The sequence below is a fragment of the Streptomyces sp. NPDC002057 genome (genome assembly GCF_040296665.1).
Lineage (GTDB): Bacteria > Actinomycetota > Actinomycetes > Streptomycetales > Streptomycetaceae > Streptomyces.
Map to the genome: position 1 here is coordinate 40,474 of NZ_JBEOXR010000016.1, position 18,173 is coordinate 58,646.

Consider the following 18,173-nt stretch of genomic DNA (forward strand, 5'->3'; position numbering starts at 1 on the left):
CGGGCCCGGGGCGTCACATGCGGGCGACGTTGCGCTCGTAGACCAGGCGCAGGCCGATCAGGGTCAGCCACGGCTCGTGCTCGTCGATCTCCTTGGAGTCCGCGAGGACCATCGGGGCCAGACCGCCCGTCGCGATCACCGTGACGTCCGACGGGTCGCCGCCGGCGCCGACCAGCTCGCGCTTCATCCGGGCGACCACGCCGTCGACCTGGCCCGCGTAGCCGTAGACGATGCCCGACTGCATGGCCTCGACCGTGTTCTTGCCGATCACGCTGCGCGGCCTGGCCAGCTCGATCTTGCGGAGCATGGCGCCCTTGACGCCGAGCGCCTCCACCGAGATCTCGATGCCCGGCGCGATCGCCCCGCCCGCGTACTCGCCGCGCGCGGTGATCGCGTCGTACGTCGTCGCCGTACCGAAGTCGACGACGATCGCCGGACCGCCGTAGAGCTCGACGGCGGCGACCGCGTTGATCACGCGGTCCGCGCCGACCTCCTTGGGGTTGTCCGTGAGGACCGGGACGCCCGTCTTGACGCCCGGCTCCACCAGGACCGCCGGAACGTCCCCGTAGTACCGCCGCGTGACCTCGCGCAGCTCGTGCAGCACCGAGGGGACCGTCGCGCAGATGGCGATCCCCTCGATGCCGTCGCTCAGCTCGACGCCGAGCAGCGGGTGCATGCCCATGAGGCCCTGGAGCAGGACCGCCATCTCGTCGGCGGTGCGGCTCGGATCGGTGGAGATCCGCCAGTGCTCGACGATCTCGTCACCGTCGAAGAGACCGAGGACCGTGTGCGTGTTGCCGACGTCGATGGTGAGCAGCATCAGGCCCGCACCTCGCGCAGGTCGAGGCCGATGTCGAGGATCGGGGAGGAGTGGGTGAGCCCGCCGACCGCCAGGTAGTCCACGCCGGTCGCCGCGTACGCCGCCGCGTTCTCCAGGGTGAGGCGGCCCGAGGACTCCAGGACCGCGCGGCCCGCGACGAGGGCGACGGCCTCCTCGGTCTCGGCCGGGGTGAAGTTGTCCAGCAGGATCAGGTCGGCGCCGGCTTCCAGGACCTCGGAGACCTGGGGCAGGGTGTCGACCTCGACCTCGATGGGCAGCTCGGGGAAGAGCTCGCGCACGGCCTTGAAGGCCTCGGCGACGCCGCCGGCCGCGACCACGTGGTTGTCCTTCACCAGGGCCGCGTCGGAGAGCGACATCCGGTGGTTGACACCGCCGCCGCAGCGGACCGCGTACTTCTCCAGGGCGCGCAGGCCCGGCGTCGTCTTGCGGGTGTCGCGGACCTCGGCCTTCGTGCCCTCCAGGACGTCCGCCCACGCGCGCGTGGCGGTGGCGATGCCGGAGAGGCGGCACAGGATGTTGAGCGCGCTGCGCTCGCCGGTGAGCAGGTCGCGGGTGCGGGCGGTGACGCTGAGGAGCACGTCCCCGGCCTCGACCCGCTCGCCGTCCTCGACGTGCCGCTCGACCTCGAACTCGTCCGCGCAGACGATGGAGAGCACGGCCTCGGCGACCCGCAGACCGGCCACGACGCCGGCCTCGCGGGCGGTGAAGTCGGCGGTGGCGACGGCGTCCTCGGGGACGGTCGCGACGGTCGTCACGTCGACGCCGCCGTCGAGGTCCTCGGCGATCGCGAGGTGGGCGATGTCCTCGACCTGGACGGGGTCGAGACCGGCGTCCGCGAGGAGCTCGGCGAGCGCGGGGTCGAGCCCGCACTCGAACTCCTCACCGCCGCCGCAGCCACAGCCGTCGCCGCAGCCACCGGTCTCCTCGTCGGAGGAGACCGAGTTGATCTGGATCAGAGGGACGTCCACGGGCTGCGGACGGGCTTCCTCGGGCGTGGTCACTTACGGCTCCCTGGGGGCATCGGAGGTGGGGGGAAGGTCGTGCGTGGCGGTCGTCCGGACGTCGAGCGTCCGCTCCGGCGTGAGGCGTACGACGAGATGGCGGCGCCACTCCGCGTCGTCGCGGTCCGGGTGGTCCTCGCGCCAGTGGCAGCCGCGGGTCTCCTCGCGGCGGCGGGCGGCGGCGACCAGGACCCGGGCGACGCACAGCAGGTTGGTGGTCTCCCAGGCGTCCACGCCCGGCTCGCCGGCCTTGGTGTCGTCGTCGCCGCCCGCGAGGGCGTCGCTGTGCAGGGCGTCGAGGGCCTCGGCGGCCTCCCGCAGGCTGGCCTCGGAACGCAGCACGCCCGCGCCGGCCGTCATGGTCCGCTGGATACGGGTCCGGGCGCCGGCCACGGGCAGCGGCAGGGTCACCGGGGCCGGGTGCGGCACCGGGGCGCCGGGCACGCGCGGGGCGGCGGAGATGATGTCCTCGGCGATCCGCTCGGCGAAGACCAGGCCTTCGAGGAGCGAGTTCGAGGCGAGCCGGTTGGCGCCGTGGACGCCCGTACAGGCGACCTCGCCGCACGCGTACAGGCCGGGGACGGTGGTGTGGCCGCGCAGGTCCGTGCGGACGCCGCCGGAGGCGTAGTGGGCGGCGGGGGAGACCGGGATCGGCTCCGTCACCGGGTCGATGCCGTGCGAGCGGCAGGCGGCCAGGATCGTCGGGAAGCGCCGCTCCCACATCTCGGCGCCGAAGTGACGGGCGTCGAGGTACATGTGCTCGGTGCCCTGCTCCTGCATCCGGCGCGTGATCGCCTTGGCGACGATGTCCCGGGGCGCCAGCTCGGCCAGCTCGTGCTGCCCGGTCATGAAGCGGACCCCGTCGGCGTCGACCAGGTGGGCGCCCTCGCCCCGTACCGCCTCGGAGACCAGCGGCTGCTGGCCCTCGGAGCCGGCGCCGAGGAAGAGCACGGTGGGGTGGAACTGGACGAACTCGAGGTCGGAGACCTCGGCACCGGCCCGCAGGGCGAGCGCGACGCCGTCGCCGGTGGAGACGGCCGGGTTGGTGGTGGCCGAGAAGACCTGGCCCATGCCGCCGGTCGCGAGGACCACCGCGGGGGCGTGGACGGCGCCGACGCCGTCGTGCTGCCCCTCGCCCATGACGTGCAGGGTGACGCCGGCCGTACGGCCCTCGGCGTCCGTCAGGAGGTCCAGGACGAGGGCGTGCTCGATGGTGCGCACGCCCCGGTCCCGTATCGCCTCGACCAGGGCGCGGGAGATCTCGGCGCCGGTCGCGTCCCCGCCCGCGTGGGCGATCCGGCGGCGGTGGTGGCCGCCCTCGCGGGTCAGCGCGATCTCGCCGTCGGCGGTCTTGTCGAAGTCGGCGCCGGTCGCGATCAGCCGGCGGACGGCGTCCGGTCCCTCGGTGACGAGGGCGAGCACGGCCCGCTCGTCGCAGAGCCCGGCACCGGCGACGAGGGTGTCGTCGAGGTGCTGCTCGGGGGTGTCGCCCTCGCCGAGCGCGGCGGCGATGCCGCCCTGGGCCCAGCGGGTGGAGCCGTCGTCGAGCCGGGCCTTGGTGACGACGACCGCGCGGAGCCCGGCCGCCGTGCAGCGCAGGGCGGCGGTGAGACCGGCGACGCCGGAGCCGACCACGACGACGTCGGCGTCGATGGCCCAGCCGGGTGCGGGTGCGTGCAGCCGTATTCCGGTCACGGGGTGGCTCCGAAGGTCAGGGGGATGTTGTCGATGAGCCGCGTGCTCCCCACGCGCGCGGCGACGGCGAGGATCGCGTCCCCGTCGTGGTCGTCGGCGACCTCGGTGAAGTCGGCCGGGTCGACCAGGGCCAGGTAGTCGAGGACGAGCGGCGGCTCGGCCTTCGCCGCGTCGTCGAGGACGGCGCGGGCCGCGGCGCACACGGCTTCGGCGCCGCCGCCGTCGGCCGCCTGGGCGACCGCGTGGGCGTCGGCCGCGGCCCGGGCCTCGCCGAGCCGGGAGAGCGCCGCGGCACGGTTCTGGGTGCCGGGCAGGGCCTCGGCACGCGCGCGCAGCGCCTCCTGGGCGGCGAGCCGGTCGCCGGCGGCGAACAGGGCGCCGGACAGCGCGAGGGCCGTACGGCGCTCCCCGGCCGACAGGTAGCGGTTGCGGCTGGAGAGGGCCAGGCCGTCGCCCTCGCGGACGGTCTCCACGCCGACGATCTCGACCGGGAAGTTCAGGTCGCGGGCCATGCGACGGATCAGGGCCAGCTGCTGGGCGTCCTTCTGTCCGAAGAAGGCCAGGTCGGGGGCGGTGAGGTGGAGCAGCTTGGCGACCACGGTCAGCATGCCGTCGAAGTGACCGGGCCGGGAGGCGCCTTCGAGCCGCTCGCCCATGGGGCCGGCGGTGATCCGGACCTGGGGCTCCCCGCCGGGGTAGACCTCGTCGACGGAGGGCGCGAACACGACGCTCGCGCCCGCGTCGAAGGCCAGCTCCAGGTCGGCGTCGAGGGTGCGCGGGTAGCGGTCGAGGTCCTCGCCCGCGCCGAACTGCAGCGGGTTGACGAAGACGGTGACGACGACGAGGCCCTGCCGTCCCACGCGCGCGCGTGCGGCCCGGACCAGGGTGGCGTGGCCCTCGTGGAGGGCGCCCATGGTCATGACCACGGCGGTGGAGCCGGGGGCGCCGAAGCGGGCGGCGGCGTCCGCGAGGTCCCCGGCCGTGCGCAGGAGCTCGGCCGGCTGGTGGCGGACGGGTCGCGCGGTGCCGGCGCGGTCCCGGGCGAACGGGCTCATCGGTCGTCTCCTTGCGGCCCGTCGGCGGCGCCGCTGGTGCCGGTGGCGCCGGTCGCGCCCGCCGAGGTGTCGGCGAGCACCCCCAGCAGGTCCTCGGCCAGCTCGGGCTTGAGCAGACCGTGCGCGAGCGCCCGGTCCGCGGTCGTGCGGGCCATCGCCAGATACCCGGCGACGGTGCCGGGCGCGTGCTTGCGCAGCTCGGCGACGTGGGCGGCGACCGTCCCGGCGTCACCGCGCGCGACGGGGCCGGTGAGGGCCGCGTCCCCGGACCGCAGGGCGTTGTCCAGGGCGGCGCCGAGGAGCGGGCCCAGCATCCGGTCGGGGGCGGCGACCCCGGCCTTGTGCAGCAGCTCCATCGACTGGGCGACCAGGGTGACCAGGTGGTTCGCGCCGAGGGCGAGAGCCGCGTGGTAGAGCGGGCGGGCCTCCTCGGCGATCCACTCGGGCTCGCCGCCCATCTCGATCACCAGGGCCTCGGCGGCCAGCCGCAGCTCCTCGGGCGCGGTCACCCCGAAGGAGCAGCCGGCGAGCCGCTGGACGTCGACGGGGGTGCCGGTGAAGGTCATGGCGGGGTGCAGGGCGAGCGGCAGCGCGCCGGCCCGCCGGACGGGATCGAGGACCCGCGCCCCGTACCGCCCGGAGGTGTGCACGATCAGCTGTCCCGGACGTACGGCCCCGGTGTCGGCGAGGCCCTCGACCAGACCGGGCAGGGCGTCGTCCGGCACGGTGAGGAGCACGAGGTCGGCGAGGGCGAGGACGCGCGCGGGCTCGACGACCGGGACCTCGGGCAGGAGGTCGGCGGCGCGGCGCCGGGAGGCGTCGGAGACCGCGGAGACGGCGACGGGGCGGTGCCCGGCGAGCCGGAGGGCGGCGGCGAGGGCGGGGCCCACGCGGCCCGCGCCGACGACTCCGACGGTGAGTCGGGCGGGTCGGTCCTCGGCTCGGGGCTCTGGCGCTGCTGGTGCGTTCACGGTGGGACGGCCTTCCGTTCCAGTCCTCGGCGGGTACCGGACGATTTCTGGTCATGCTACGCCAGCGTTTCGCGCTGCTCCGTGGCTGTCCACAGGGTGTGGGCGGCGGTGTGATGATCGGTCCCATGAATCCTGTGGACCCTGAGGACGAGGAAGCGACCCGGCTCCACCGGGCGAAGGTCTGGGGCGGCGCCGAGCGGAAACTGTGGCACTCCCCGGCGGACGGCACGGTCGGCACGCGCCTGCGTGAGCTCGCCGACTGGGCCGACGCGGCGGGCCACGGCGAGGGGCCGCTCGACACCTACGGGGACGGCTCGGTCGAGGAGCTCGAACGGAGGGTCGCCGAAGAGCTCGGCCACCCCGCCGCCGTCTTCTTCCCCACCGGCACGATGGCCCAGCAGGTGGCGCTGCGCTGCTGGGCCGGACGCACCGGCAGCCCCGTCGTCGCCCTCCACCCGCTCGCCCACCCCGAGGTCCACGAGGACGGCGCGCTGGGGGCCGTCTCCGGGCTCCGCACGGTCCACCCGACCGACGCGCCCCGGCTGCCCACCGCCGAGGAGGTACGGGACCACCCGGAGCCCTTCGGGACGCTGATGCTGGAGCTCCCGCTGCGGGACGCGGGCTTCGTGCTGCCGTCCTGGGACGAGCTGACCGGGGTGGTGGAGGCGGCCCGGGAGCGGGACGCGGTGGTCCACTTCGACGGGGCGCGGCTCTGGGAGTGCCCGGCGCGTCTCGGCCGTCCGCTCGCGGAGATCGCGGGGCTCGCCGACAGCGTGTACGTCTCGTTCTACAAGTCCCTCGGCGGCCTCTCCGGCGCCGCGCTCGCCGGCCCCGAGGACGTCATGGCGGAGGCCAGGGTCTGGCGGCACCGGTACGGGGGCCTGCTCTTCCAGCAGTACCCGGCGGCGCTCGCCGCGCTCCGCGGCCTGGACGTCGAGCTGCCCCGGCTGCCCTCGTACGTGGCCCACGCGCGCATGGTGGCGGAGGCGGTCCGGGAGGGGTTCGCGGAGGCGGGCGCGGGATGGTTCCGGGTCCACCCGGAGACCCCGCACACCCACCAGTTCCAGGTCTGGCTGCCGTACGACGCCGAGAGCCTGACGGCGGCGGCCCTCGCCCAGACCGAGGCCACCGGCACGGTCCTCTTCCGCCGCTGGTTCGCCCCGGGGGCGGGCGGCCCGCCGGGCGTCTCGGTGACGGAACTGACGGTGACGGCACCGGGCCTGGAGTGGACGGCGCAGGACGTGAAGGCGGCGGCACGGGACTTCCTGGGCCGCCTGGGCTGAGATCCGGACCGGGTCGGAAAGGGGACCGGGGCCGGGCCGGGGCCGGTCAGGCCGGGGGACCGTGCCGGGCCGAGGGCCGTGCCGGGGGCTTGTCCAGGCCGGGGGCCGCGCCGGGGCCGGTCACGCCGGGATCCGGCCCGGAGCCAGGTCCCACCGGAGCCGGGTCCCACCGGGCCGCTCCGGTTCAGGTGGCGCGCGGGTGCCACCAGCGGCGCAGGGCGGTCCGGAGGCCGCCCCGCGCCGGGCGGCCCGCCGCCACCCGCTCGAAGCGGCGCCGGTCGCGGACCGCCCGCAGGACGGCGACGTCCCGGGTGCCGGGCGCCGGCGGCATCGGCTCACCCAGCTGAGCGGCGCGGTAGGTGTCGAAGAGGTACTGATGCAGCGCGTTCATGACCTCACCGTGCGCCGGGCCCCGCCCCCCGGGCGCGCCGATTGACGGCACCCGTCAAACGGCGGATCCGGCCCGCCCGGCGGAACGATTGACGGCACCCGTCAAACGACACGACAGCACCCCCGTCCCACCCCGCACCATGGACGGGTGAGCGTGACCATCGACATCACCGGACTGCCGCACGAGCGGATCGCCTTCTGCCCCTCGCCGCTGGCCGAGCTGGGCGCCGCCCTGCACGCCCTCGCCGAGCCCGCGCACCACGCCAGGCTCCACGCCTGGACCACCACGACCTCCGCCGCCCTGCGGCCCGAGCTGGCCGACCGGCTCCACGAGGCCGACTTCATGTGGCGCTCCACCCGCTCCGACATCCTGCTGCCCGCCCGGCCCCGCGAGACGCTCGCCGAGGAGCTGGACGACCTCGACCGCATGGACGACGAGAAGTACGTCGGGTCGGCCCTGGAGATCTCCTGCGCGAGCCCCTACTCGGACGGCGCCCCCTCGCCGCTCGTCGACGAGCGGATGCGGCGCCGCGCCCTCGACCTGGCCACCGCGCGCGGGCCGCGCCAGGCCGCGTTCGTGGAGCGGATGCTCGCCGACCCGCCCGGCACGCGCGCGTGGATCCGGCGTCTCCTGGAGGACTGCGACGAGGCCTTCTTCGCCGACACCTGGCGCCGCGTCCGGGTCCAGCTCGCGGCCGACGCCCGCCACAAGACGGAGCTGATGCGCCGCAAGGGCCTGGCCGAGGCCGTCGCGGACGCCTCCGCCGCCATGGTCCTGGAGGAGGACGCGGCGGGCTCCCGCATCGTCGTCGACAAGCTGGGTCACGCCCGCACCGGCGCCGGGGGCTCCGGCGTGACGTTCCTGCCGACGGCGTTCGGCTGGCCGCACCTCATCGCCCTGCACGCGCCGGGCTGGCAGCCGGTCATCCAGTACCCCGTCCCCACCCGCGACCTCGGCGGCGGCGTCCCGGTCGGCACGGTCACCCTGCGTCTGGAGGCGGTCGCCCACCCGATGCGGATGCGGCTGAGCCGCAGCCTCGCCCGGGGCGCGTACACCACGAGCGAACTCGCCGACACGTACGGCATCACCGCCCCCGAGGTCTCCCGCCACCTCGCGGTCATGAGGAAGGCGGGTCTGATCTCCACCCAGCGCCGCGGCCGCTACGTCCTCCACCAGCTGGACGTCACGGTCGTCGCCCGCCTCGGCAGCGACTTCCTGGAGAGCGTGCTGCGGTAGGCCGGCCGGGGCGGGGCGGCCGGGTCCGGGGTCGCACCGGCCGCACAGCCGCCGAAGGGCCCGTTGATCCACAGCGGCATCGCCGCGCCCCCGTTCAGCCCGCCGCGCCGCCGCCCGCCCGCACCAGGCCGGTCTCGTACGCGAGGACGACGACCTGGACCCGGTCGCGCAGGCCCAGCTTGGTCAGGATGCGGCCCACGTGGGTCTTCACCGTCGCCTCGGAGAGGACGAGACGGGCGGCGATCTCGCCGTTCGACAGGCCCTGCGCGACCAGCATCATCACCTCGCGCTCCCGGTCGGTGAGCCGCCCCAGCTCCTTGTGCTCGGGGTCCTTGCCCGAGGACGGCAGCATCGGCGAGAAGCGGTCGAGGAGACGGCGCGTGGTCGACGGCGCCACCACCGCGTCGCCGCTGTGCACGGAGCGGATCGCGCCGAGCAGCTCCGCCGGGGGCACGTCCTTGAGCATGAAGCCGCTCGCGCCCGCCTTGAGCCCCGAGAAGGCGTACTCGTCGAGGTCGAAGGTGGTCAGGATCAGCACCTTCGGGGGGTCCGGCTGCGAACAGATCCGCCGGGTCGTCTCCACCCCGTCGAGCTTGGGCATGCGCACGTCCATCAGGACGACGTCGACCGCCGTGGCGCGCAGCACCTCCAGCGCCTCGACGCCGTCGCCCGCCTCCGCCACGACCTCCATGTCCGGCTGGGCGGCGAGCACCATGCGGAACCCGGTACGCAGCAGCACCTGGTCGTCGACAAGCATCACGCGGATGGACATCAGATTCCTTCGGTTCGTCAGTGAGCGGGCTTGAGGGGGAGCAGGGCGCTGATCCGGAAGCCCCCGCCGGGACGCGGGCCCGCGTCCAGCGTGCCGCCGACCATGCCGATCCGCTCCCGCATGCCGATCAGACCGTGCCCCCGGCCGTCGGCGCCCCCGTCCTCGTACATCTCCTGCGGCGCCCCCCGGCCGTCGTCCTCGACGAGCAGCCCGAGGCCGTCGTCGAAGTAGACCAGCCGGACGCTGGCTCCGACATCGGGACCGCCGTGCTTGCGCGTGTTGGTGAGTGCTTCCTGCACGATCCGGTACGCGGTGAGCTCGACGCCGCTGGGCAGCGGGCGGGGGCTCCCCTCGATGGCGAAGTCGACGGTGAGACCGGCGCTCCTGACCTGCTCGACGAGGTCCTCGATCTGCTTCACGTCCGGCTGGGGCACGTACTCCCCGGCCTCCTGGTGCTCCCCGGTGCGCAGGATGCCGAGCAGCCGGCGCATCTCGGCGAGCGCCTGGCGGCCCGTGGTGGAGATGGTCTCCAGGGCCTGCTTGGCGGTCTCCGGGGAGGAGTCCATGACGTAGGCGGCGCCGTCGGCCTGCACCACCATCACCGACACGTTGTGCGCGACGACGTCGTGCAGCTCGCGGGCGATCCGGGCCCGCTCGGCGGCGACCGCGACCTTGGCCTGCGCCTCGCGCTCCCGCTCCAGCCGGGAGGCCCGCTCCTCCAGCTGCGCGAAGTAGGCGCGGCGGGTGCGCAGGGAGTCGCCGAGGACCCAGGCGAGGGCGAACGGCACGGCCATGATGACCGTGAAGAAGATCTTGGCGGGGCCGGAGCTGGGGTCCTCCACCGGCCATCTCACCTGGGCGATCGGTGCGGCGAGGAGACCGGCGACGAGCGCCAGGCGGGACGCCCAGCGCGGCCCGTCGTGCGCCGCGACCGTGAAGACGATCACGAGCATGGCGAAATCGGCCAGGAACGGTGCCAGATCGAGCCCCACCTGGACGAGCCCGAGCGCGACCGCGAGCAGCAGCATCTTCTCGGGGGCCCGTCGGCGCAGGGCCACGACCAGCGAGAAGAGCACGGCGACAAGCCCGTACGCGACGGGGTGGCCGGTCGTCACGGAGCTTGCCACCCACAGCAGGGAGAACCCGAGGAAGACGACGGCCCAGAAGGTGTCGACGCCCGTCGGGTGTCTGCGGATGAAGTCGTAGAGGCGCTGCACGTCACCCAGAGTAGGGAAGGCGGACAGGTGCCGGGATCAACCGTGGGGCCGATCCTTGGCGCGGGGCCCGTACTCCCCGAGGTGGAGACTGGGGCGCGTGACGGATGAGACGTGTCAGTGGCAGGGGTGGCGACAGGCCACGGAACGGGCGCTCTACGGCCCCGGGGGCTTCTACCTGCGCCCCGAGGGGCCGGCGGGCCACTTCCGCACCTCGGTGCACGCCTCCCCGCTCTTCGCGGCGGCCGTGGCCCGGCTGCTCGGCGAGGTCGCGGAGGAGCTGGGAACCGACGGGGTCGACCTTGTGGATGTCGGCGCGGGGCGCGGCGAGCTGCTCGCGGGGGTACTCGCCGCGACGGCGGGGAGCGGCCTCACGGTCCGGGCGTACGCCGTCGAGCGCGCCGCCCGTCCGGCCGGGCTCGACCCCCGGATCGTGTGGACGGACCGGCCTCCCGCGGGGGCGCGCGGGCTCCTCTTCGCGAACGAGTGGCTGGACAACGTGCCGGTGGACGTCGCCGAGGCGGACGCGGCGGGCACGGCCCGGTACGTGGAGGTCCGCGCGGACGGCGCGGAACGGCTCGGCGGGCCGGTCTCCGGCCCGGACGCGGAGTGGCTGGCCCGCTGGTGGCCGCTGCGGGAGCCGGGCGCGCGGGCCGAGATCGGCCGGCCCCGGGACGAGGCGTGGGCGGCGGCGGTGTCCTCACTGGCGGCGGGCCGCGCGGTGGCCGTGGACTACGCGCACGTACGGGACGCCCGGCCGCCCTTCGGCACGCTGACCGGCTTCCGCGCGGGCCGCGAGGTCCCCCCGGTGCCGGACGGCACCTGCGACCTGACGTCCCACGTGGCCCTGGACGCGTGCGCGGCGGCGGTCGCCTCCGCCGGGGACGCGGACGGTCCGGTCGCGCAGCGGGAGGCCCTGCGGGCCCTGGGGGTGTCCGGTGGACGGCCCCCGATCGCGCTGGCCTCGACCGATCCGGCGGCGTACGTCCGCGCCCTCTCCACCGCCGGCGAGGCCGCCGAGCTCACCGCCCGCGGCGGTCTCGGCGACTTCCTCTGGCTGACCCGGCGGGTCCCGGCGGCGGGGCACTGACTCCGCCCGCCCGATCCGGTCACCCGGGCCCGCGGACAGGGCGACGGGGCGTCCGGGGCGCGGGGGATACTGGCCGTATGACGGAGACGACGGTCGGCATCGGCGGCGCGGCGGAGAGCACCGACATGGTGCTGAACATCGGGCCGCAGCATCCCTCGACCCATGGTGTGCTCCGGCTCCGGCTCGTGCTCGACGGCGAGGTCGTGCGGCAGGCCGAGCCGGTCATCGGGTACATGCACCGCGGTGCGGAGAAGCTGTTCGAGGCGCGGGACTACCGGCAGATCATCATGCTGGCCAACCGTCACGACTGGCTCTCCGCCTTCTCCAACGAACTCGGCGTGGTCATGGCCGTCGAGCGGATGCTGGGCATGGAGGTCCCGGAGCGCGCGGTGTGGACCCGTACGCTCCTCGCCGAGCTGAACCGGGTCCTCAACCACCTGATGTTCCTCGGCTCGTACCCCCTCGAACTGGGCGGGATCACCCCGGTCTTCCACGCCTTCCGGGAGCGCGAGGAGCTCCAGGCGGTGATGGAGGAGGTCTCCGGCGGCCGGATGCACTACATGTTCAACCGGGTCGGCGGACTCAAGGAGGACCTGCCGGCCGGCTGGCTGGGCCGCGCGCGGCAGGCCGTCGCCGACGTGCGCTCGCGGATGGACGTGTACGACCGGCTGGTCCTCGGGAACGAGATCTTCCGGGGCCGTACGCGCGGGGTCGGTGTCCTGTCCCCGGCGGCCGTCCACGCGTACGGGGTGTCGGGGCCCATCGCCCGCGCCTCGGGCGTCGACTTCGACCTGCGCCGTAACGAGCCGTACCTGGCCTACGGCGAGCTCCAGGACACCCTGCGGGTCGCCGTGCGCGAGGAGGGCGACTGTCTGGCCCGGTTCGAGTGCCTGCTCGACCAGACGCACAACTCCCTGGACCTGGCGGACGCGTGCCTGGACCGGATGGCGGAGCTGCCGGCCGGGCCGATCAACCAGCGGCTGCCGAAGGTGCTCAAGGCCCCGGAGGGCCACACCTACGCGTGGACGGAGAACCCGCTCGGCGTCAACGGCTACTACCTGGTGTCGAAGGGCGAGAAGACGCCGTACCGGCTGAAGCTGCGCTCGGCCTCCTTCAACAACATCCAGGCGCTCGTGGAACTGCTGCCCGGAACGCTCGTCGCCGACATGGTGGCGATCCTGGGCTCGCTGTTCTTCGTCGTCGGCGACATCGACAAGTGAGGGGCGAGTAGCGGGCCGTCGGGGGCTGTCGACGCCCGGCGGGGGTCAGGACTCCCGGCCCATCACGACGTACTCCCGCTCCTCCTTGCCGGGGCGCCGTCGCTCGACGGTGGTCCAGCCCCAGCGCCCGTACCGGTCCGTGAGTTCCGGTACGTCGAGGGTCATGAGCCGGGCGGGGCCGGGCGTCCCGACCACGAGCAGCGCGTCGTGGAGGCTCCGGCCGATGCCCCGGCCCTGGTGGGCGGGGGCGACGACGAGTTCGGCGAACTCGAAGGCGGGGGCGGCTCCGGAGAGGGCCGTGTCGTTCCATCCGGCGGCGAAGCCGAGGAGGGCCTCGTCGGGGTCGAGCGCGATCACCGCGGTGAATCCGTCCTTCGACGCGGCCGCGTCGAGGAGCCTGTCCACGGTCCGTACGGCGCCGAGCGGCGGCTCGTGCCAGGGGGCGCCGCAGAACGCCTGGGCGCACAGGGCCAGGAGTTCGTCGCGGCGCCGGATGCCCTCGCCGACCGGAAGGTCGGTGAGGCGGTGGGTCACGAGTTCACCGCTCCGCGCAGCTCGGCCACGTCGAACTGCTCGGTCTCGTCGTGCGCGGTCAGGTCGATGACCTGGCCGACCGCCTGGGACGGGGGCGTGGGGCGGGGGGCGAGCGGGTTGCCGAAGGCGCCGGAGGGGCTGATCGGGGTGAGGAGGGGGGCGCCGGGCACGGCCTGGGCGGCCAGGGCCTCTTCCAGGACCTCCTCGCCCACGACATCGGCGAGGTCGGTGTTCTGCACGGCCTCGATGGCCTCCGCCGCCTTCTGCGTACCGAAGAAGTCGAAGCCGCCCTCGGGGCGCGGGACGGGCCTGCGGGCCGCGTACGGGACGATCGCGGCGGCGGTCGGGACCGCCGGCACCTTCGTGGAGGAGGGCGGGACCGGCGCGGCCGGCGGGAGCGCGAGGGCGGGGGCGGCCGGGCGGGTGTGCTGCTCGGTTCCGGCGGCCGCCGCGTGCTTCCCCCGCGGTTCCTCCGTCTCCAGGGCCCGCTCGGCGAGGTCACGCGCGCGGGCCGCCTCGGTGGTGCGGCGGGCCTGCTGGGCGGCGGCGTTGCGGGGGAGGTCGCGCAGCGCCTGGGCGGCGCGGCGGAAGGCCTCCGGGGTGGGCGTGGAGCCACCGGCGGGCAGTGCCCTGGCGGTGCCGGCCGCGGCGGCGGACGTCTCCAGGGCCAGGACGCGGGCGCCCTCCAGGGCGCTGGCCCGCTCGGTCTCGGCGGTGGCGTAGCGGCGGAGCAGGTCAGCGTGCTCGCCGCGCAGCCCGGCGAGCTCCACGCGCTTGGCGCGGAGCTTGGCGTCGAGGCGGGACCGCAGCGCGCGGGCCTCCTCCAGGTCGGACTCCAGCTCGGCGACCCGCTCCTCGGCCTTCCACTCCTCGGCGGTGCGGGCCCGGTCGAGTTCGGCGACCCGCAGGCCGGCGCTCCGGTCCCAACTGCGCATGAGGACGGCGCCGGTGACGGCGGCGGCGGCCGCCGCGGCGGCGAGCAGCCGTACGACGACCAGCTCGCCGGGCAGCCAGGCGGCCGCGGCGCACACGACCGCGGCGCCGGCGACCGCGGAGGGCGGCATCAGCTTGTGCAGAGGCGGGGAATGGCGGTGGCGTCCACGTGGCATGGCCTGAAATTTACCGTGCGTAGGCGCCGTGTGGGGTGTCGGCCCGGCAATCTCTTGGCCACTTCTCGTCACCAGAAGTGGATATCCACCGTTCCGGTTCCGTTTCGGGCCGACTCCCCCCACCGGGCGCCTACTTCTTGAGCAGCCCCTTCGTCTCCAGATACGCCTTGGCGACGTCCTCCGGCTTCGCCCGCTCGGCGTCCACCTTGCGGTTGAGTTCGGCGAGATCCGCTGTGGTCAGCACCTTGGTGATCTTGTCCAGGGCGGCGGCTATCTCCGGGGAACCGGCGTCCTTGGCGTTGACCACGGGCAGCACGTTGTCGGCGTTCTGCAGCTTCTTGTCGTCCTCGAGGAAGACCAGGCCGTAGCCGTCGATCGTGGCGTCCGTGGTGGTCGTCAGGACCAGCTGGTCCACCCCGTCCTTCACCGCCTGCTTGGCCTGCGGGGTACCGACTCCCTTGGGGTCGATCCCGGTCACGTCGATCCCGTACGTCTTCTTCAGACCGGGGGCGCAGAACGGCCGTACCGCGCATTCGTCACCGGCGGCGATCTTCACCTTCAGCTTCGACTTGCCGAGATCCGAAAGCGTCGTCAGCTTGTTCTTCTCGGCGAATTCCTTCGTCACCGCGAAGGCGTTCTGATCGACCGCCTCACCGACCGCCAGCACCTTCAGGCCGCGCGGTTCGGCGAGCTTGCGCAGCGCCTCGACCGTGGCCGTCGCGTCACCGGAGGCGACCGGCTTCTCCTCGGGCGCCTTCGGCCCGTTCACCTTCGCGTTGAGGAATTCCGCGATCGTCGCCGCGTATTCCGGGACGACGTCGATCTCGCCCTTCTCCAGCGAGGGCTCGTAGAGCTCGCGATTCTTCACCGTGGTGATGGACACGGAGTATCCGGCGTCCCTCAGCGTCTGCGCGTAGAGCTCGGCCAGGACCTTGGCCTCGGTGAAGGCCGCCGCGCCGACGACCAGCGAACCCTTCGTGCCGCCACCGGAGTTCCCGGCGTCCCCGGAACTCCCGGAGTCCTTCTTCTTGCCCTGCTCCAGGCTGTCACCGCCGCACGCGGCGAGCGCGACGGTCAGCGCCGCCGTACCCAGTACCGCGCCCGCGATACGCGAGACCCTGTTCACGAGATCACCCATCCCCAGTCAGCGTTCAGTTGGAAGTTCAGAGGCCCGCGCGCCCTCCGACGCGCGAGTCCTTCGGCGCGCGAGCCGGTCGTCGCACGGGCCGGTCGTCGGGCGATCCGGTCGCCGCGAGGCGAGCCGGTCATCGCGCGAGCCGGTCGAAGAGACGCTCCGCGGCCACCATCACGCCCTCCACCAGGAGGGCCAGCAGGGCCACGAGCACGGCGCCCGCGACGACCTGCGCGGTGTCGTACGTGGCGAAGCCGGCCGTGATGATCCGGCCGAGACCGCCCTGCCCGACCATCGCCGCGACGGTCGCCGTGGCGACCACCTGCACCGCGGCCGAGCGCACACCGGTCATCACCACCGGCCGGGCGAGCGGGAGCTCGACCTGGCGGAAGAGCTGCCCGCCGGTCATCCCCATGCCCCGCGCGGCCCGGACCGCGGCCCGGTCCACCTCCCGCATCCCCACGTACGCGTTGGTGAGGAGCGGCGGTATCGCGAAGAGCACGAGGGCCACGACGGTCGGCACATAGCCGGCGTTCCGCAGGGGCGACACCATGAACAGGGCGAGCACCGCGAAGACGGGGATCGCCCGCCCCACGTTCGACACGTTCATCGCGAGCGTCCCGCCCTTGCCGAGGTGGCCGAGCCAGAGCCCCAGCGGCAGCGCGAGCGCCGCCGCGATCAGCAGCGCCGCCCCGCTCACGTACACGTGCTCGGCGAGCCGCTGCCCGACGCCCTCCTCGCCCGTCCAGTGCGCGCCGGTGGTGAGCCAGCCCCAGGCGTCCGTCACGATGCCCACCTCACTCACCTCCCGGCGCGGTCCGTATGCGGGTCCACGGCGTGAGCAGCCGCTGGAGCCCCAGGAGCAGCAGGTCGGCGGCGACGGCGAGCAGCACGCACAGCACCGAGGCGGCGAGCATCTGCGCCTTGAAGAAGGTGGGCAGCGCGTCCTCGATGAGGTTGCCGAGGCCACCCCGGCCGACGACGGAGCCGACCGTCGTGAGCGCGATGGTGGAGACCGTCGCCATCCGTATCCCCGCCATCAGCACCGGCAGCGCGAGGGGGAGTTCGACCTGCCAGAGAAGCCGCAGCGAGCCGTACCCCATGCCCCGGGCGGCCTCGATCGTCTCGGCGGGCACCGCGGCGAGCCCCGCCAGGGTGTTCCGCACGAGGATCGTCAGCGCGTACAGCACGAGGCCGGTCACCACGAGCGCCGCCGAGAGCCCGAAGAAGGGCAGCAGGAGGGAGAACATGGCGAGCGACGGGACCGTGTAGAGCAGGGTGGTCAGTCCGAGGACCGGTCCCGCGAACCGCGGTTCGGCCCGGACGAGCAGTGCCAGCGGCACCGCGACGACCAGCGCGATCAGCACGGAGGCGACCGTGATTCCCACATGCTGGAGCGTGGCGTCGGTCAACTCCTGGGCCCGCGTGCGCAGGTACTCGCCGCAGATCCAGTCGTTCGTGACCAGACAGTTCGGTGCGCTCATCCGTCCTCCCCCCGCCCGTCGACCTTCCCGAACGCATGTCTGACGACCCTAACCCCCGTCACCGACAATCCCCGAGACCCGCCACAATGCGGCAACACGCCCTTCACACACCCCCGGCATCCAGGGGCCAGAATGGGGAACCATGATCCGGTTCGAGCACGTGACCAAGCGGTACGCGGACGGCACCACCGCCGTCGACGACCTCTCCTTCGAGGTCGCGGAGGGCGAACTCGTCACCCTGGTCGGGCCGTCCGGCTGCGGCAAGACGACCACGATGATGATGGTGAACCGGCTCGTCGAACCGACCTCGGGCCGCGTCCTCGTCGACGGCGAGGACATCTCCGGCGTCGACCCCGTCGCCCTGCGCCGCAAGATCGGCTACGTCATCCAGCAGGTCGGGCTCTTCCCCCACCGCACGGTCCTCGACAACACCGCGACCGTCCCCGCCCTCCTCGGCTGGAAGAAGGCCGCCGCACGCGCGCGTGCGGCCGAACTCCTCGACCTCGTCGGCCTCGACCCCGCCACCTACGGCTCCCGCTACCCCGCCCAGCTCTCCGGCGGCCAGCGCCAGCGCGTCGGCGTCGCCCGCGCCCTCGCCGCCGATCCGCCCGTCCTCCTCATGGACGAGCCCTTCGGCGCGGTCGACCCGGTGGTCCGCGAGCGCCTCCAGAACGAGTTCCTCGCCCTCCAGGCGACCGTCCGCAAGACCGTCCTCCTCGTCACCCACGACATCGAGGAGGCCGTCCGCATGGGCGACCGCATGGCCGTCTACGGACAGGGCCGCATCGAGCAGTTCGACGCCCCCGCCACCGTCCTCGGCGCCCCGGCCACCCCGTACGTCGCCGACTTCGTCGGCAACGACCGCGGCCTGAAGCGGCTCGCGGTCACCCCGGTCACCGAGGCCGACCTCGACCCCGTGCCCGAAGGGACGCCCGCGAAGGAGACCGGCGCCCCCGACCCCGTACCCCTCGGAAGCTCCCTCAAGGACGCCCTCGCCGTACTCCTCCAGCACGACACGGGCCGCCTCACCGTCACGGCAGCCGACGGCAGCCCCCTCGGCGTGCTCACCCCGGCCGGCGTCCACCGCGCCCTGCGCCGGGCGACCGCGGCGGAGTGAGCCCGGGGCCCCGCCGGGCCCCACCGGG

At 74.3% G+C, this 18,173-nt stretch carries 18 protein-coding genes; 5 read left to right on the forward strand and 13 right to left on the reverse strand.

Going from position 1 to position 18,173, the window contains the following annotated elements:
• Positions 1-13: 13 nt before the first annotated feature.
• Genes ABT129_RS15380 through ABT129_RS15400 form a run of 5 tightly spaced genes read right to left on the reverse strand, consistent with a single transcriptional unit; the run spans position 14 to position 5,563 of the window.
• Positions 14-820: a type III pantothenate kinase gene (locus ABT129_RS15380; protein WP_351900961.1), complete on the reverse strand. Its 807-nt coding sequence runs from the start codon at positions 818-820 to the stop codon at positions 14-16.
• Complete coding sequence (gene nadC, locus ABT129_RS15385; RefSeq protein WP_351900963.1) at positions 820-1,842, reverse strand: carboxylating nicotinate-nucleotide diphosphorylase; 1,023 nt, start codon at positions 1,840-1,842, stop codon at positions 820-822. The genes ABT129_RS15380 and nadC overlap by 1 nt, the downstream gene beginning before the upstream one ends.
• On the reverse strand, positions 1,843-3,537 hold the full coding sequence (locus tag ABT129_RS15390; protein WP_351900965.1) for an L-aspartate oxidase: 1,695 nt from the start codon (positions 3,535-3,537) through the stop codon (positions 1,843-1,845).
• The gene (panC, locus tag ABT129_RS15395) at positions 3,534-4,592 is read right to left on the reverse strand and encodes a pantoate--beta-alanine ligase (protein ID WP_351900967.1); all 1,059 of its coding nucleotides are present in this window, start codon (positions 4,590-4,592) and stop codon (positions 3,534-3,536) included. Before panC ends, ABT129_RS15390 begins: the two co-directional genes overlap by 4 nt.
• Positions 4,589-5,563: a Rossmann-like and DUF2520 domain-containing protein gene (locus ABT129_RS15400; protein ID WP_351900969.1), complete on the reverse strand. Its 975-nt coding sequence runs from the start codon at positions 5,561-5,563 to the stop codon at positions 4,589-4,591. Before ABT129_RS15400 ends, panC begins: the two co-directional genes overlap by 4 nt.
• A gap of 125 nt (positions 5,564-5,688) precedes the next feature.
• On the opposite strand from ABT129_RS15400, the gene ABT129_RS15405 reads away from it, so the two are divergent.
• The gene (locus ABT129_RS15405) at positions 5,689-6,846 is read left to right on the forward strand and encodes a threonine aldolase family protein (RefSeq protein ID WP_351900971.1); all 1,158 of its coding nucleotides are present in this window, start codon (positions 5,689-5,691) and stop codon (positions 6,844-6,846) included.
• 184 nt (positions 6,847-7,030) lie between these two features.
• Here the strand turns inward: ABT129_RS15405 and ABT129_RS15410 are convergent, their stop codons facing one another.
• Complete coding sequence (locus ABT129_RS15410) at positions 7,031-7,237, reverse strand: hypothetical protein (protein ID WP_351900972.1); 207 nt, start codon at positions 7,235-7,237, stop codon at positions 7,031-7,033.
• Between the two features lie 153 nt (positions 7,238-7,390).
• On the opposite strand from ABT129_RS15410, the gene ABT129_RS15415 reads away from it, so the two are divergent.
• On the forward strand, positions 7,391-8,473 hold the full coding sequence (locus tag ABT129_RS15415) for a DUF5937 family protein (RefSeq protein ID WP_351901121.1): 1,083 nt from the start codon (positions 7,391-7,393) through the stop codon (positions 8,471-8,473).
• Positions 8,474-8,567: 94 nt separating this feature from the next.
• Here ABT129_RS15415 and ABT129_RS15420 read toward each other — a convergent pair whose 3' ends face one another.
• Together ABT129_RS15420 and ABT129_RS15425 are read right to left on the reverse strand one after the other, a co-directional pair.
• Positions 8,568-9,245 carry a response regulator transcription factor gene (locus ABT129_RS15420; RefSeq protein ID WP_351900974.1) on the reverse strand — a complete coding sequence of 226 codons (678 nt, stop codon included), beginning with the start codon at positions 9,243-9,245 and terminating at the stop codon, positions 8,568-8,570.
• A gap of 17 nt (positions 9,246-9,262) precedes the next feature.
• Entirely contained in the window at positions 9,263-10,462 is a 1,200-nt protein-coding gene (locus tag ABT129_RS15425) for a sensor histidine kinase (RefSeq protein ID WP_351900976.1), read from the reverse strand.
• A 97-nt stretch (positions 10,463-10,559) separates the two neighbouring features.
• Between ABT129_RS15425 and ABT129_RS15430 the strand changes: the two genes are divergently transcribed.
• Both ABT129_RS15430 and ABT129_RS15435 read left to right on the forward strand, forming a co-directional pair.
• Positions 10,560-11,549, forward strand: coding sequence for an SAM-dependent methyltransferase (locus ABT129_RS15430; RefSeq protein ID WP_351900978.1), 990 nt, complete (start codon positions 10,560-10,562; stop codon positions 11,547-11,549).
• Between the two features lie 77 nt (positions 11,550-11,626).
• Complete coding sequence (locus ABT129_RS15435) at positions 11,627-12,769, forward strand: NADH-quinone oxidoreductase subunit D (RefSeq protein WP_351900980.1); 1,143 nt, start codon at positions 11,627-11,629, stop codon at positions 12,767-12,769.
• 45 nt (positions 12,770-12,814) lie between these two features.
• Here ABT129_RS15435 and ABT129_RS15440 read toward each other — a convergent pair whose 3' ends face one another.
• The 5 genes from ABT129_RS15440 to ABT129_RS15460 form a co-directional block, all read right to left on the reverse strand.
• Positions 12,815-13,303 (reverse strand): GNAT family N-acetyltransferase, encoded by a 489-nt coding sequence (locus tag ABT129_RS15440; RefSeq protein WP_351900982.1) that lies wholly within the window; start codon positions 13,301-13,303, stop codon positions 12,815-12,817.
• Positions 13,300-14,412 carry a hypothetical protein gene (locus ABT129_RS15445; RefSeq protein ID WP_351900984.1) on the reverse strand — a complete coding sequence of 371 codons (1,113 nt, stop codon included), beginning with the start codon at positions 14,410-14,412 and terminating at the stop codon, positions 13,300-13,302. The genes ABT129_RS15440 and ABT129_RS15445 overlap by 4 nt, the downstream gene beginning before the upstream one ends.
• Before the next feature lie 130 nt (positions 14,413-14,542).
• Positions 14,543-15,550: an ABC transporter substrate-binding protein gene (locus ABT129_RS15450; RefSeq protein WP_351900986.1), complete on the reverse strand. Its 1,008-nt coding sequence runs from the start codon at positions 15,548-15,550 to the stop codon at positions 14,543-14,545.
• Between the two features lie 127 nt (positions 15,551-15,677).
• Entirely contained in the window at positions 15,678-16,340 is a 663-nt protein-coding gene (locus ABT129_RS15455) for an ABC transporter permease (protein WP_351900988.1), read from the reverse strand.
• A gap of 1 nt (position 16,341) precedes the next feature.
• Positions 16,342-17,028 carry an ABC transporter permease gene (locus ABT129_RS15460; RefSeq protein WP_351900989.1) on the reverse strand — a complete coding sequence of 229 codons (687 nt, stop codon included), beginning with the start codon at positions 17,026-17,028 and terminating at the stop codon, positions 16,342-16,344.
• A gap of 142 nt (positions 17,029-17,170) precedes the next feature.
• Here ABT129_RS15460 and ABT129_RS15465 point away from each other — a divergent pair, with 142 nt between their 5' ends.
• Complete coding sequence (locus ABT129_RS15465) at positions 17,171-18,145, forward strand: ABC transporter ATP-binding protein (RefSeq protein ID WP_351900991.1); 975 nt, start codon at positions 17,171-17,173, stop codon at positions 18,143-18,145.
• The last annotated feature ends 28 nt before the right edge of the window (positions 18,146-18,173 follow it).